The 14847-nt window shown below is 31.4% G+C and carries 14 protein-coding genes; 10 read left to right on the top strand and 4 right to left on the bottom strand.

Features of this window, described 5'->3' with window-relative positions; translation table 11 throughout:
• Positions 1 to 602 precede the first annotated feature (602 nt).
• Positions 603 to 1520 carry a nucleoside hydrolase gene (locus tag LQ679_RS13790; protein WP_239763358.1) on the bottom strand — a complete coding sequence of 306 codons (918 nt, stop codon included), beginning with the start codon at positions 1518 to 1520 and terminating at the stop codon, positions 603 to 605.
• 265 nt (positions 1521 to 1785) lie between these two features.
• Here LQ679_RS13790 and LQ679_RS13795 point away from each other — a divergent pair, with 265 nt between their 5' ends.
• The gene (locus LQ679_RS13795; RefSeq protein ID WP_206166687.1) at positions 1786 to 2148 is read left to right on the top strand and encodes a helix-turn-helix domain-containing protein; all 363 of its coding nucleotides are present in this window, start codon (positions 1786 to 1788) and stop codon (positions 2146 to 2148) included.
• A gap of 18 nt (positions 2149 to 2166) precedes the next feature.
• Positions 2167 to 2727: an RBBP9/YdeN family alpha/beta hydrolase gene (locus tag LQ679_RS13800; protein WP_239763365.1), complete on the top strand. Its 561-nt coding sequence runs from the start codon at positions 2167 to 2169 to the stop codon at positions 2725 to 2727.
• 82 nt (positions 2728 to 2809) lie between these two features.
• Here the strand turns inward: LQ679_RS13800 and LQ679_RS13805 are convergent, their stop codons facing one another.
• A complete protein-coding gene (locus LQ679_RS13805; RefSeq protein WP_232181121.1) occupies positions 2810 to 3556 on the bottom strand; it encodes a transglycosylase family protein in 747 nt (248 codons plus the stop codon).
• A 616-nt stretch (positions 3557 to 4172) separates the two neighbouring features.
• On the opposite strand from LQ679_RS13805, the gene isaB reads away from it, so the two are divergent.
• From isaB to LQ679_RS13820, 4 genes are all read left to right on the top strand, one after another.
• Positions 4173 to 4685: an immunodominant staphylococcal antigen IsaB family protein gene (isaB, locus tag LQ679_RS13810; RefSeq protein WP_051575469.1), complete on the top strand. Its 513-nt coding sequence runs from the start codon at positions 4173 to 4175 to the stop codon at positions 4683 to 4685.
• Positions 4686 to 4918: 233 nt separating this feature from the next.
• A complete protein-coding gene (gene abc-f / locus LQ679_RS13815) occupies positions 4919 to 6532 on the top strand; it encodes a ribosomal protection-like ABC-F family protein (protein ID WP_239763368.1) in 1614 nt (537 codons plus the stop codon).
• A gap of 99 nt (positions 6533 to 6631) precedes the next feature.
• On the top strand, positions 6632 to 6760 hold the full coding sequence (locus tag LQ679_RS14870; RefSeq protein ID WP_275589953.1) for a hypothetical protein: 129 nt from the start codon (positions 6632 to 6634) through the stop codon (positions 6758 to 6760).
• Between the two features lie 406 nt (positions 6761 to 7166).
• A complete protein-coding gene (locus LQ679_RS13820) occupies positions 7167 to 8378 on the top strand; it encodes an MFS transporter (protein ID WP_239763371.1) in 1212 nt (403 codons plus the stop codon).
• 95 nt (positions 8379 to 8473) lie between these two features.
• Here the strand turns inward: LQ679_RS13820 and LQ679_RS13825 are convergent, their stop codons facing one another.
• The gene (locus LQ679_RS13825) at positions 8474 to 9679 is read right to left on the bottom strand and encodes a S41 family peptidase (RefSeq protein ID WP_239763374.1); all 1206 of its coding nucleotides are present in this window, start codon (positions 9677 to 9679) and stop codon (positions 8474 to 8476) included.
• Between the two features lie 65 nt (positions 9680 to 9744).
• Complete coding sequence (locus LQ679_RS13830; protein WP_239763377.1) at positions 9745 to 10347, bottom strand: GntR family transcriptional regulator; 603 nt, start codon at positions 10345 to 10347, stop codon at positions 9745 to 9747.
• Positions 10348 to 10461: 114 nt separating this feature from the next.
• Here LQ679_RS13830 and LQ679_RS13835 point away from each other — a divergent pair, with 114 nt between their 5' ends.
• The 4 genes from LQ679_RS13835 to LQ679_RS13850 all read left to right on the top strand — a co-directional run bounded on the left by LQ679_RS13835 (position 10462) and on the right by LQ679_RS13850 (position 14847).
• A complete protein-coding gene (locus LQ679_RS13835) occupies positions 10462 to 11337 on the top strand; it encodes an NAD(P)-binding domain-containing protein (protein ID WP_239763380.1) in 876 nt (291 codons plus the stop codon).
• A gap of 9 nt (positions 11338 to 11346) precedes the next feature.
• Positions 11347 to 12714, top strand: a complete 1368-nt coding sequence (locus tag LQ679_RS13840) for a four-carbon acid sugar kinase family protein (RefSeq protein WP_239763383.1) — start codon at positions 11347 to 11349, stop codon at positions 12712 to 12714.
• Between the two features lie 24 nt (positions 12715 to 12738).
• Entirely contained in the window at positions 12739 to 14100 is a 1362-nt protein-coding gene (locus LQ679_RS13845) for a gluconate:H+ symporter (protein ID WP_239763387.1), read from the top strand.
• Between the two features lie 126 nt (positions 14101 to 14226).
• Complete coding sequence (locus LQ679_RS13850; protein WP_239763389.1) at positions 14227 to 14847, top strand: cyclase family protein; 621 nt, start codon at positions 14227 to 14229, stop codon at positions 14845 to 14847.

A 14847-nucleotide genomic window follows, 5' to 3' on the forward strand; every position in this document is an offset into this window, starting at 1 on the left:
ATCAAGATTGACCAAACAAGATAAATAGGAGCTCTGTATTTATCAAGACTGGCCAAACAAGATAAATAGGAGCTCTGTATTTATCAAGACTGACCAAACAAGATAAATAGAGGCGTTGTATTTATCAAGACTGACAAAACAAGATAAATAGAGGCGTTGTATTTATCAAGACTGAGCAAACAAGATAAATAGGAGCGTTGTATTTATCAAGACTGAGCAAACAAGATAAATAGGAGCGTTGTATTTATCAAGACTGCCCAAACAAGATAAATAGGAGCATTGTATTTATCAAGACTGAGCAAACAAGATAAATAGGAGCCTTGTATTTATCAAGACTGTCCAAACAAGCAACATAGAACGCTCGTATGTTGCAAGACTACTTAAACAAGCAACATAGAACGCTCGTATGTTGCAAGACTGCCCAAACAAGCAACATAGAACACCCGTATGTTGCAAGACTGCCTAAACAAGCAACATAGAGCCACCGTATGTTGCAAGACTCTCCAAACAAGCAACATAGAGCTCGTCTCCCTCAAATTTCCCATATGAAAGAGACTGGAATGCAATATTCCAGTCTCATTATTTTATATAAACAAGTATGGTTATTGATCTTGATGTATTGCTTTAATAAAGTCTACAAATTTTTCTCGGAATTGTTCGTTTTGTGCATGCATACATACTTCTACTTTACCTTCATCGCTAAATTCTGTGTATGTACATCCTGCTGCTTGTCCTTCTGTTATGACAGATACATCGGCACGCTCTGTTGTAAACATTTCTGGATATAATAAGTAGAAAATTGTACATAAGTCATGAATGATATGTTCATGTTCTTCGCCGGCATTAACATCGTTGTAAGAAGATAACATATCTATAATGATGTTTCCAAAGTCTCCTTGTGTTTGAATGATATTTAAATCATCTTTATTGATCATAGTTTCTCTCGTTACATCAAGTCCACACATTACGATTGGGACATCTTGATCGAAGACAATTTTTGCTGCATGTGGGTCTACAAAAATATTAAATTCTGCAACGGGCGTAGCGTTTCCTCCAACTGCTGCGCCACCCATTAATACAATTTGTTTAATGTTCTTTTTAGTTTCAGGAAATAGTGAGAATAACAGTCCTATATTTGTTAGTGGTCCAATTGGTACGAGTGTAATAGGTTCTTCAGAATTTAAGATGGTATCTCTCATTGCGATAACAGCATGTTCTTCTAAAATATCATTATGTAAATTGGTCTTGATGTGAGCATTTCCTATACCATTTTGACCATGTACATGTTCTGCTGTTTCAAGTGTATTGATGAGTGGTTTGTCTACACCTTTAGCAACTGGAGTATTTAAATGAAAGTAACTTACAATATCTAATGCATTTTGTGTTGTACGTTCAATGCCTACATTACCACCAATAGTTGTGATTAATTTTACATCTAATTCTTTACTATGTAGTGCTGCAGAAATCGCTATAATATCATCAATTCCAGGGTCCGTGTCAATAATAATCGGGATTGTCATGTTGTTCGCTCCTTTATCGATATGATATATATAGTATAACAAAGTACAATTATAATTACGGAATGTACGATTAATAGCATTTTTTGAAAATAAGACAGAAGGCAGAGTAACCTCTAAAAATAAATGACGTATTGTTAAAAAAGTATATAATGGTGTTAAAGGTTAGTATCATGCGTTTGCAACTTCAAGTTGCTCAGGGTGCAAAGTATAGTATCGGGATATTTTAAAGTAGTCGTTATATAGTAAACATAAGGAGTTGGTTGATATGAATATTGGAGCTAGAATTAAAGAAGAGAGAGAAATTAATGGATGGTCTCAAGAAGAACTTGCTAACAAATTACATGTCACAAGACAAAGTGTTTCTAAATGGGAACTCGGCAAAGTATATCCAGGTATAGATATATTGGTACAAATGAGCGATATCTTTGATGTATCTTTAGATGAGTTAATCAAAGGGGATAAAAATTTAAAAAACACGATTATTGAGACTTATCGAAATGACCCTAACCATAATCAAAATTATTATGATCGTCCGATGAATGGTTGGGAGTTCTTATCAAGATTTTGGTGGCTCGTATTTCCATTCGGAGGTATTATAATAGGTATCATTAACGCGCTCTTACAATAAATAGAATAGGTGATGAATATGGATAAACATTTATATATAGCACATGGCTATACTGCAAACAGTAAAAAGCATTGGTTTAAATGGTTAACAGAACAAGTTGACGATATAGATAGTAAAATATTGGACTTTCCTAATTCATCAAATCCAGTGTTAGAAGATTGGAATTCAACTTTACTAAATGAAGTAGATATAACGAGTGGTAATAATGTAATCGTTGCACATAGTTTAGGTGTTGTGACTGTATTAGATTATCTATCTAGATATGAAGGAGAATGGAATGTTAAAGGACTTGTTCTTGTGGCAGGCTTTTATGAAAAGATTCCTAACTTGAATAAAATTGATACTTACATGGATCAAACACAAGTAGATTTTGAGAAGATTATTAAACAAGTACCCAACATTGTGAGTGTCATAGCGTCTAATGACCGTTTAGTCCCGAGAAATTTAAGTGAACGATTGGCAGAAAAGCTTCAATCTACAGAGGTTATTGTTGAACATGAAGGGCATTTCTGTGATTCAGACGGTTATACTGAGTTTCCAGAAGTTGCTGAAATCGTAAATGATATGTTTCATAAATAAAATATATACAAAAAAACGCCCCTGGCTATTGCCGGGGGCGTTGGATTAATGTGTTGAATAAAATTTTAATACTGCTTATATATTATGCAGTTACCCATTGTGAAGGGCCTGCAGTGTTGTATAATTTAACAGCTGCTGCATCTTGTACTGATTCTGGAGCTTCTGTTGGAGATTTACCTACCCATTCAGATGGTGCTACTGAATCCCAAGTGCTTTGTAAGAATTGGTATTTACCTGCTGCACCTGAAGTTGGGTTAACAGCTTTTAAGTCTCCGCCAGATTCACGTTGAGCAATAAGTTTTAAGTGATCATTAACATTTACACTTGAACCTTCAGAAGCTGAAGATGAAGTTGTAGATGTTTGAGTTGTTTGTGTAGTAGTTTCTTGAGTTTGTTGAGTTTGTTGTGTTTCTTGTTTTGGTGCTTCTACTTGTTGAGGTGCTTCTTGAGTTGCTTGTTCATTAGCTGTGTTGTTTGCTGCTGGAGCTGGAGTTTGTTCAGCTACGTTTTCTTCAGCTACTGGTTGTTGTTGCTCAGCTACAGGAGCTTGAGTGCTTTCAGAGTCAGCTGCATTAGTTGCATGGTATTCCCAAGTAAAGTTATAACCATCTGATTGGAAGTTATACTCGAAACCATCTAATACGAAGTTAATGTTATATGCGCCTTCTTGAATCGCATGTTCATTAAGTTCTGGTGAATTAGATTGAGCTAATTGAGCTAATTGCTCTTTATTTACGTCCTGTTCAGCTGCGTCTGCTACTTGTGTAGATGCAACACCTGTTGCTCCGATTGCTACTGCTAATGATGAAGTTAAAAATGCTTTTTTCATAATTTTAAAACCCTCCGAATAATTTTTTTATTTATAGTATCTTTTTTAAGATGATAATTTCTTTGTTAGTTAAAAATTCTTCCCTTAAATTTGGGACAAGACAACAATAACACATATAGAGGCTTTGTAAATTACAGTCAAATAACAAAAGATTACAATGTAGAAGAAATAATGTAATAATGAATTACGCTCGTTATATTTTGTAATATTACACCTAAGTTTACCGATTGTATACAATTGGATGATAAAATAGTCGGATTTTATATAATGAAATAGAATCCTTTCATGACGGTTTTGAAAGTAGATATATAAAATTTTAAAGTCGATTTCATTACTAAGAAATAAGATCATAGAATAAAAATGTAAAATTTTAGATGTGTAAAATGAATCAATTATATTTTGATTATGAAAAGTTCATAGCAAGAATTTAATATTTCTTATAATGCTTCTATAGTTAGTGCGCGTATGTTTCAGCATGATTATGACAATAATAGACTGAATTATCAGTAATATTACTAATGCTATACCTACAATCCATTTGTGTAATATTTTTGATATCATTGTAATATTGTTGTAACATTAAGGTGTACAATTATACTAAAAGGGAGTGATGATAATGAATAAAATAACTAAATTAACAATTGCAACAGGAATTTCTTTCGGAACAATTTTTGGCATTGTAGATTTTCCTGGTCAAGACAGTCATGAAGTTGAAGCAGCCACAACACCTTACTACACTTATAAAGGTTACACCGGTCATGACGGTAGTTTTATTTTAGATTCAGCTTTCATCAATGCTTTAGTGTATAAGAACGTTACAATGAATAATTATAGAATTGTTCAACCACAATCTTATGAAGGAAATATTTATACGCATAGAACTTCATATGATCAAACATTCTATTTCGGTGGAAAATATGAAGAAGAATATGCTGCAAGTGCTAAATTCCCGGTGAAAAAGCATCACATTTCAAAAGCACAAATTCTTAAAGCTTACGGAAATGATTATACTATAGAAGAAACTCGTAACGGAGATGAATATAGATTCCTAGTAGGTGGCAATCTTATCATATTTACAATAGATGATAATTACGTCACAACAGTTAATATTGGTGAGAATTTAAAATAGCATAAAGACATTGAATTATTATTTTTACAACTATATAATGAAACTAACTTAAATGAACGGAGGTGTTTTAGATGTTTCTTTTAGCTCAAAGTTGCAGATTTTTCGTAATCGTACGCAACAAATTTGCGGATGTTCTTCCAAAATTGGCGGAGTATGTCTTTTTTGAAGAAAAATATAGCTATAAGGAATGTCTAACACCAGCTTCCTTATAGACCGATTTTGGAGGAAGCAAAATGAATGTTATTAATATGTCTAAACTATCAAAGTCTTACACAGGTGATCTCATCTTTGAAGATATTAAATATGACTTGAATGAAGGAGATTGCGTTGGACTAGTTGGAAGAAATGGTGAGGGTAAGAGTACATTATTGAAATTGATGGCTGGTATCGAAGTGCCGACAGAGGGGCAAATAAGCTGGCAAAAGAACATTTCAATTGGATATCTAAACCAGTTACCACAGTATGAAGCAGATAAAGAAATTTATGAATGTTTATCAGAAGTATTTAAAGAAATCAATTACGTCTCTAAAAAAATGAAATTTTTAGAAGATGAAATGGCAAATAATACGGATGATTTAGAAAGTTTATTAAAACAATATGGCGCATTACAAGAAACATTTGAAGAAATAGGTGGGTATGAAAGGGATGCACTTATAAGAAGAGTTAGTCATGGTTTGAAAATTGATCAATTATTAAATCAAACTTGGGGGAACCTCTCTGGAGGAGAACGTACTAAAGTAGGACTCGCACAAATATTATTGCAACAACCTAAACTACTATTATTAGATGAACCAACCAATCATTTAGATATTTCATCTATTGATTGGTTAGCAGATTTTATTAAACAATATAATGGTGCAGTTATGATCGTGTCACATGATCGATACTTCTTAGATGAAACAGTCAATCAAATATTAGAAATCGATCAAGGACATCTGCACATTTATCACGGTAATTATAGTTATTTTGTGAAAGAAAAAGAAGCACGCATTATACGTGAATTTGAAGCATATCAAACACAACAGAAGAAAATTAAAAAAATGGAAGACTCCATTAAACAATTAAGATTGTGGGCGAGTCAAGCAAAGCCACCGAATGCTGCAATGTATAAACGTGCGAAAAGTATGGAAAAAGCATTAAATAGAATTAAAAGGTTAGAAAAACCTGTACTAGAAAATAAAAAAATGAATGTAAACTTAACAGAAGGACAGCGTGTCTCAAATGATGTAATTGAATTCAAAAAAGTTTCTAAAATGTATGAAGATATACTATTCGAAGATATCGATTTACTTATCAGAAGAAAAGAACACGTATCCATTATCGGTAACAACGGTACTGGGAAAAGTACATTATTAAAAATGATGATGCATCAAGTAGAACCAGACGATGGAGAAGTTCATTGTGCTTCAAACTTAAGAATAGGTTACTTATCTCAACATACGTTTGAAAATATAGAAAATCAAACAGTCATAGAAACTTTTAGGGATGTCGTGCATGTAACAGAAGGACAAGCAAGACACATACTTGCACAATTTATGTTCTATGGAGAAGATGTATTTAACAAAGTGGAAAGTTTAAGTGGTGGAGAAAAAATGAGATTAAGATGGGCACAAATCGTTAACCAAGACTTTAACGTGCTCATACTTGATGAACCAACAAACCATTTAGATATAGATTCAAAAGAAACAATAGAAGAAGCACTGTTAGAATACGAAGGTACCGTAATAGCCGTATCACATGATCGATATTTCTTAAATAAACTATTTGATATAACGTATTTACTACAAGATAAACAACTCACAAAATATGAAGGAAATTATGATTACGTAAAAGAGAAGTTATCATGATAAAAATAAAGCGACGCCAGGAAAAGGCGTCGCTTTTCATATTATATATAGGTTTTGTAAGGGGTTTGTATCGGATTTTGGACCGGCTAACGCTCAAGAGTGGAAAACAAGATCGTTAGCAAACGTGAACCAGCGCAAAAAATGAAAAAATGTCGTTCTAACGCTCAAGACTGCAAAACAAGATCGTTAGAAATTCTAACGTTCAAGAAACCGAAACAAGATCGTTAGCGCATGAGAATCAGCGCAAAAACAGAAAAAATATCGCTCTAACGCTCAAGAGTGGAAAACAAGATCGTTAGAAATTCTAACGCTCAAGAAACCGAAACAAGATCGTTAGAAATTCTAACGCTCAAGAAACCGAAACAAGATCGTTAGCGCAACATTTTTCATTTAAATTTAATGCGAAGTAAATCTATTTATAGCTGTTTCTAAGATGATTTGAACAAATCATGTTTCTAGTCTATTATATTTTTTAAGAAGTAACGATTTTATATGCTTATGTATAATCAAATAATTTTTTTATGCTATATTCAAACGTATATGTAAAATTAAATATATAGTTGGAATACAGAGAAGTCTAACGAATTCAACAGGCTGGTAACACTTACTTTTATCAGAAAGGGAGCGAGTATATATGAAGAAATTTTTAAAAATTAATGATTTTTATTTGATATTATCTTCTTTAGCTCTTACAAGAATTAGTGAATCTTTATTAGGAATAGCTGTATTGTGGAGCTTATATGTTTATACAGATTCAGTGTATTTAGTGGGCTTATTAACACTTTTTCAAGTTTTACCAATTATAATCTTTTCTTTTTATTCTGGTGCACTGGCTGACTATTATAATAATAAATCGATCTTAATTATAACGAATCTATCACGCTTTGTTCTTTTAATGGTATCAGGACTACTTTTTTATACTATTCAAAGTGATTTGTTAAACATTATATTGTTATACATATTAGTTTTTATTTTGGCTATACTAACTTCTTTTTATCTTCCAAGCTTCCAAGCAACAATTAAGAAAACGATAAGTAATCAAAAACTTATAAATGCTAATAGCTCGGTTGAATTTATCAAACATATTTGTAATATTTTCGGATTACTATTAGGGGGATTACTTGTTGATTCACTAGGATTAATTAACACACTTTTTCTAGGTGGCATATTATTTTTAGGTGGAGCAATACTTATGAAAATAGCATATATTCCAATTTTTTCTCAACAAATCATTGATAAAAAAATTAAAGGAAGTATATCAGAATCTTTTAGTTACTTAAGAAGAAGTTCAAATTTATTACAACAATCTATATATTATTTAATCATTATTAATATATCTGTTGCTCCTATTAGTTTAATATTTGTCTTAATGTCTGATCAATTAAAATTAGGATCAATAGGTTTATCTGTTTTAATGATTAGTTTTTCTATAGGCTCAATAATAGGAACAATTTGCGCATCATATATTTTAAAAATAGTAGAAGAAAGTAAAGTTAATTATTTATTAATCGTGATGTATTCAGTATTTGTGATATTTACAGTATTAATATCTAATACATTACTAGTAATATTATTAATATTTTTAACAGGTATAACTTCAAGTTTAAGTGTCATATTTATTAATACCTTTATTCAAAGAGAAACAAGTAATGAGTTTATAGGTAGAGTTAGTAGTTTTAGGTCACTAGCACTAAGAATACCACCTCCAATAATAGTTATGATATTTAGTTACTTAGTCGATATATTAAACATAGTTTACGCTGCAATTATTATAAATAGTATTACCATAATTTTAGCTACATTTGTATTTATAAAAAGACATAAAAAGATGGTTGGAAATGAATAACTCTTAATAATTAATATAAGAGACTGATCATTTTCAACCATTTATTTTATGTTTCAATAAAACAAGATCGTTAGCGCAACATTTTTCATTTAACTTTAATGTGAAGTAAATCTATTTATTGCTGTTTCTAAGATGATATCTTTTTCAAGTTCTTCTGGTGTCCATGGAATATAGTGGTCTACTGGTATACCTGTTTTTCCCATACTCTTACCTAAATCTACATTTCCGTCTTTAGAGTGTGGGACGCTTAATTTATATTTACCGTTAATATCGACAAACATAACATTACTATAATCGTTCATACCTTTAGTAGGTCTACCTATAATTTCAATGTTTTTAAATTCATGTGCAAATTTTACAAAGTTATCTCCTGAACTGCCGCATTCAAAGTCCGCTAGTACCTTTACATCTGGACAATTTTCTTGAATGCCTTTAATCGTATCAGGTTCTGGATTGTTATTGATATTAACAAGTCCTTTATCGTAGTTATCTTTAAATAATTTTAAAAATGATTTATATTCATCAAGATCATCTGAATCTGGTATCTGTTTTATGAGTTCAGAAATTGCATGTATTCTTTCATCGCAATATGCTTTTGTAAATCTATGATAATAAGGCGTATCATCAGTTATTGTAATACTTTCGCTTGTTAAATAAGGTAATAACTTTAAATAAGCTAAATCTGAACCACCGCGATTACCTCGCACATCAATAATGATTTGTTTCGCATTTAAAAGTAGTTTTTTATGCTTATCTATTAAGTTAGAGATTTTTAAATGATCAATAAAGTCGGTAAATTTTAAATAAATATAGGTATGTTTATTTTCGATAATGTATGATTGTTCAAAGAAATCCGGTTTATCCTTTTGTAAAATAGATATTTCTTTAGAATCGGATACGATATATTTATATTTTTTAAGTACGTCTGACCATTCCATTCTTTCTGGGTTACTGGATTTTAATAAATCATGATCATTTTCAAGTATATATTTGATTGAGTAAGAACCTAAATTATGAATAACAGTACCCGTAGGAATTTGTGAATTTCTGGAGTCTATCACATATAATTGATCATTATGTAATTGAACTCTAATATTTGGATAAAGTCCGTTAAGTTCAACTAATTTAAGATGTGGATCGTGAAATTTATTCAAATATTTAGTCATGTAAAAATAAAATTCTTCTTCACTAATATTAGAAATTTTAGATGGAAATTGTGTTATAAGTTCTTTTTTATCAAAGTAACCTGCATATTCATTAATGAGTTGATTTTCAATGATGTTAAATTCTTTTAATGTCATATGATGCACTCCATTCATTTTAATATAGTTGAATATTGTTTTTCCCTTCCCCACACTACATCTTCCTACGATTTCAAATAGTATAGACTGAATTCTAAGTCGTTTAATAAGTGTTCTTTCATGAGTTCTATTGCCGCTTCGGTTTGTCTTTTTTCTAGCATTTCTGCTATTTTTTGATGTTCTTCTATAAGACATGGGCGTTTTTTATTGATAACTGTTTTGCTGAATAGGTATATATAACTTTTTAATTTACTATACGTATCTATTATAAAACTATTTTTTGTGGCGCTCATGATTTTTTGATGGAATTGATCGTTGATTTGTATGATTTCTTCTTCTGTTTTGTCGTCTCCGATTGTTGCGTAACTTTTTAATTCTTCGATATCGTCTTGTGTGAATACGATACTCGCTTTTTTGATTGCGTGTGTTTCTATTAAAATACGCATCTCAAAGATATTTCGATATTCTTCTACTGTTGGTACATAAATATAACCATCTCTTATGAAGTATTCTAATTCTAGTTGTTTTATAGCTTCTCTTATCGGTGTTCTACTAACATTATATCTTTGTGCAAGTTTACTTTCTGTTATTTTTTCATTTTGCGTTAAGTCACCATTTATAATGTCATTTCTTATTTTTTGATATATGGATAATTCCTTATTTGCCATCGTTTTCACCTCGTTAACTTCATCTTACTATAAAAAAATTTGAAATAAAATGTATACATTTATTAAATTTTGGTATACAATACCTGTAAACGTTTACAGAAAAGGAGCATAAAAATGAAAATTGGATTTGTTGGATTAGGTATTATGGGTAAGCCAATGGTGAAAAACTTAATCAAAGCTAATAAAGAAGTATTAGTGAATGATTTAAATAAAGAAGCTGAAAAAGAGGTAGAAGCATTAGGTGCGAAAGTTGTAACTATTGAAGAAATGGCTAGAGATGCCGAAGTGATGATTACAATGTTGCCTAATGGCGCTATTGTTAAATCAGTTTTATACAGTGGTGAAACGACCGTATTAAACCAAAGTGAAATTAATGTCAAAATGGTTATTGATATGAGTTCTTTAACACCTAATGAATCTTTAGAAATTAGTAAAGTACTTGAAGAAAAAGATATTCAGTATGTAGATGCACCAGTTAGTGGAGGAGAACCACTTGCGATTACAGGAGAATTAGCTGTAATGGTTGGTTGTGATGAAGGTTTATTAGAAGATATTAAAGAAGTGCTTCGTCCAATTGCTGGATCTGTTGTAAGAGTTGGTCATGTTGGTTCTGGTAGTGTCGTTAAATTGGCGAATCAAATTATCGTGAATACAAATATTGCAGCATTGTCTGAAGCGGTTGTACTCGCTAAGAAATTTGATATAGATTTGACAGAAATGCATGAAGCAATCAAAAATGGTTTAGCAGGTTCAGCAGTTATGGAAGCGAAATTCCCTAAAATGATTGAACAAGATTATAAACCAGGTGGCACTTTAAACATTAATTTAAAAGACTTAAAAAATGTATCGTCAACAGCAGATACAGCAGGTTTAACTTTACCAGTTGTTAATCAAATTAAAGAAATTTATAAATCAGAAGTTGCACAAGGTAATGGTTTAAATGACCATTCAGGTATCATTCAATACTTCGAAAAAATCAATAATATGTAGGTGATAATGATGTTAACAAAAGATTTAATAAATGAATTTAAACATGATGATATAAACAAACATTTACCAGATTTAAAATATAAAATTATTGTACTAGATGATGATCCTACAGGCACTCAAACAGTTAAAGATTTACCTGTATATACGAAGTGGACTGAGGAATGGATTGAAGATGGTTTTCTTCAATCCCATAATATGTTTTACATTTTGACGAATTCTAGAGCGTTAAATGAACAAGAGACGATTTCTTTACACCAAGAGGTAAGCGCTAACATACAAAAAGTAGCTAATAAATTGGATATACCTTATTTAATTATTAGTAGAGGAGATTCTACATTAAGAGGTCATTTCTATTTAGAACCTAAAGTGTTAAGTGAATCTAGTGACCAAGATTTTGATGCTGTATTCTATATTCCAGCTTTCTTTGAAGGCAATAGATATACATATGAAGGCATTCATTACCTTAAAGAAGGCGAGCAATATATCCCAGTATCTGAAAGTGAATTTGCACAAGATACAACATTTGGATTTAAGTCTAAACATATGAATGACTTTATAAGCGAAAAAAGTTATGGCGAAGTTCAATCTGACGAAGTTTATCACATCACATTAGAATATTTACGACAAAGAGATAAAGAAACGATTTTTAATGTATTTTCAAATTTAAATGACTTTGATCAAGTCGTAGTAGATGCTGTAAATGATGAGGATATGGATTTCTTTGTAGCTTGTCTGACTGAATTTTTAGCACAACATGATAAACGCTTTATCTTTAGAACAGCGGCATCTTTTGTTAAAGCAATTTGTGAAACACCTGGAGAAATTATCAATTTAAATTCTTATAAAGAAAATGATAATGGTGGCATTATTGTTGTTGGTTCACATGTTAAAAAGTCATCAGACCAACTGAAATATTTATTAGACCATTCATTTATTAGTGAAATAGAATTTGACGTTACGCAAATAGCGTCATCCAATTTACAAGCTTATGTTGATGACATTACACAACTCGTTGAGCGATATATTGATAACGGAGAAGATGTTGTCATTTATACGTCAAGAGATGTTATTAGAACTGAGAACTTGCAACATAATTTAAGTATTTCTACTGCTATTTCAAATAGTTTAGTATCAATCGTTTCAAATTTAGATGTACAACCGAAGTTTATTATCGCTAAAGGTGGTATAACTTCAAGCGATGTTGCGACAAAAGGATTAAAAATTGAAAAAGCAAAAGTCATCGGTCAAATTACACAAGGGGTTCCAGTATGGCTAACAGGTCCTGAAGCGAAATATCAAAATATACCTTATGTTATATTCCCAGGAAATGTCGGAGATGAAGAAACTTTAAGCAGTGTATATGAATTAAATCGTTAAATATATAAAGAGAGAGGGATTTAAATGTTGGGAGAGTACTGGCCACTGGTTAGTGTTGTAATTGGTGTATTAATTTTATTAGCGCTTATTATGTACTTTAAATTAAATACGTTTGTTGCTTTAATTATCACTTCAATGTTAACAGGTATTATTTTAGGTATGCCACTTGATAAAATTGTGGAAATCATTGAAAAAGGTATGGGCGATACACTCGGTCATATTGCGATTATTTTTGGATTAGGTTCGATTTTAGGTAAGTTATTATCTGACGGTGGTGGTGCAACAAGAATTGCAGATACACTGATTAATACGTTTGGTAAAAAATATGTAACTTGGGCAATGATTATTGCATCATTTATTATCGGGATATCTTTATTTTTAGAAGTTGCATTTGTATTATTAATTCCTTTAGTGTTTACGTTGGCTAAAAGAATGAAAATTTCTAATTTACAAGTTGGTATTCCAATGGCAACTTCAATTGCTGTAACGCATGGATTTCTACCGCCACATCCAGGTCCAGTAGCGATATCAGAAGCGGTTAATGCCAATATTGGAGAAGTATTGATGTATGGTCTTATCATTGGTGTACCTTTAGCAATCGTAGTCGGTGGTATCTTCCCTAAATTTGCTTATGCTATTGCACCTGTAGCATTTGAAAAGAAAGGGAACACAGCAAGTATAGGTAAAATGAATGATTTTAGTAATGAAAAATTACCGAACTTTGGTATTAGTTTATTAACAGCATTATTCCCAGTTATTTTAATGTTATTTGCTACAGTAGTCCAACTTATAACTGGTCATGATCAAGAACCAACAAACTGGTTTGAATCTATCGTGTACTTACTTGGTTCATCTGTTACAGCAATGTTATTAGCTGTATTATTTGCGATATATTCAATGGGTATTAAACAATCTAAGAATATGACAACGATTATGAAATCATTTGAAGAAGCTATTGGACCAATAGCAATGTTACTTTTAATTATTGGTGGGGGCGGTACATTTAAACAAATCCTCATTGATGGTGGTGTTGGTGACACAATTTCAGAAATATTCCACGGTACAGAAATGTCACCAATTTTTCTAGCATGGTTAGCTGCTGCTTTATTAAGAGTAGCACTTGGTTCAACGACAGTAGCAGCAATATCTTCAGTAGGTATTGTATTACCATTATTACAAGCATCAGATGTGAATATTTCACTTGTCGTACTTGCGATTGGTGCAGGTAGTATATTCTGCTCACATGTAAACGATGCAGGATTCTGGATGTTCAAAGAATACTTTGGTTTAACAATTAAAGAAACGTTCTTAACATGGACACTTCTAGAATCTGTACTTTCTGTATTAGGTTTGATATTAATATTAATCGTCAATTTAATTGTATAATTTTAAAAAAGGCTGGGACATACGAATATGTCTCGGCTTTTACTTTTTTCATTATTACAAATTAATGTACAAAAGTTGGATTAAAAGGTAATATGGTAGCGATTACATTAATAAAGGAGCATGATTATGTGGATTGATATTACACAACAATTGACGAACAATATTGCACACTGGCCAGGTGATGAGCCATTTCATTTTAAACTTTCAGCGACTAAAGAAGAAACGGGTTCTGTAAATATTGGTAGTATTTCAACAAGCACACATATAGGCACACATATGGATGCGCCATATCACTTTGATGAAGAAGGTATCAAGATTCATGAAATTGACGTCAATCGTTTAATTGGCGATGCAACATTGATTGAAATTATGGATGAAACTTTAATCACCCAGGAAATACTCAAGAAATATGAGATTAAAGGGACGATTATAATGATTAAGACTAAAACAGAAGCACATTCTGAAGTGTTTCCAGAGTCAGTACCTGTCTTAACAGAAGATGCCATTCAATATTTATCTTCAATAGGGATTAAAGTATTTGGAATTGATGTGCCATCAGTAGATGATATCGACTCTAAAACTTTAGACAATCATCATGCATTTAATCAATACGACATCATTAATATTGAAAATCTATTATTAGAAAATGTATCAGAAGGTTATTATAACTTCATTGGATTACCTTTAAATATAGTAGGTGCAGACGGTTCGCCAATAAGAGCGATCATTTCTAAAAAGGGGGAGTAG

The organism is Mammaliicoccus sp. I-M35 (assembly GCF_022386455.1).
Taxonomy (GTDB): domain Bacteria; phylum Bacillota; class Bacilli; order Staphylococcales; family Staphylococcaceae; genus Mammaliicoccus; species Mammaliicoccus sciuri_A.

Excerpts from the sequence above, each read along its gene's own strand:
- LQ679_RS13790 (WP_239763358.1), bottom strand. The coding sequence starts at position 1,520 with ATGACAATCCCGATTATTATTGACACGGACCCTGGAATTGATGATATT.
- LQ679_RS13795 (WP_206166687.1), top strand. The coding sequence starts at position 1,786 with ATGAATATTGGAGCTAGAATTAAAGAAGAGAGAGAAATTAATGGATGG.
- LQ679_RS13800 (WP_239763365.1), top strand. The coding sequence starts at position 2,167 with ATGGATAAACATTTATATATAGCACATGGCTATACTGCAAACAGTAAA.
- LQ679_RS13805 (WP_232181121.1), bottom strand. The coding sequence starts at position 3,556 with ATGAAAAAAGCATTTTTAACTTCATCATTAGCAGTAGCAATCGGAGCA.
- isaB (WP_051575469.1), top strand. The coding sequence starts at position 4,173 with ATGAATAAAATAACTAAATTAACAATTGCAACAGGAATTTCTTTCGGA.
- abc-f (WP_239763368.1), top strand. The coding sequence starts at position 4,919 with ATGAATGTTATTAATATGTCTAAACTATCAAAGTCTTACACAGGTGAT.
- LQ679_RS13820 (WP_239763371.1), top strand. The coding sequence starts at position 7,167 with ATGAAGAAATTTTTAAAAATTAATGATTTTTATTTGATATTATCTTCT.
- LQ679_RS13825 (WP_239763374.1), bottom strand. The coding sequence starts at position 9,679 with ATGACATTAAAAGAATTTAACATCATTGAAAATCAACTCATTAATGAA.
- LQ679_RS13830 (WP_239763377.1), bottom strand. The coding sequence starts at position 10,347 with ATGGCAAATAAGGAATTATCCATATATCAAAAAATAAGAAATGACATT.
- LQ679_RS13835 (WP_239763380.1), top strand. The coding sequence starts at position 10,462 with ATGAAAATTGGATTTGTTGGATTAGGTATTATGGGTAAGCCAATGGTG.
- LQ679_RS13840 (WP_239763383.1), top strand. The coding sequence starts at position 11,347 with ATGTTAACAAAAGATTTAATAAATGAATTTAAACATGATGATATAAAC.
- LQ679_RS13845 (WP_239763387.1), top strand. The coding sequence starts at position 12,739 with ATGTTGGGAGAGTACTGGCCACTGGTTAGTGTTGTAATTGGTGTATTA.
- LQ679_RS13850 (WP_239763389.1), top strand. The coding sequence starts at position 14,227 with ATGTGGATTGATATTACACAACAATTGACGAACAATATTGCACACTGG.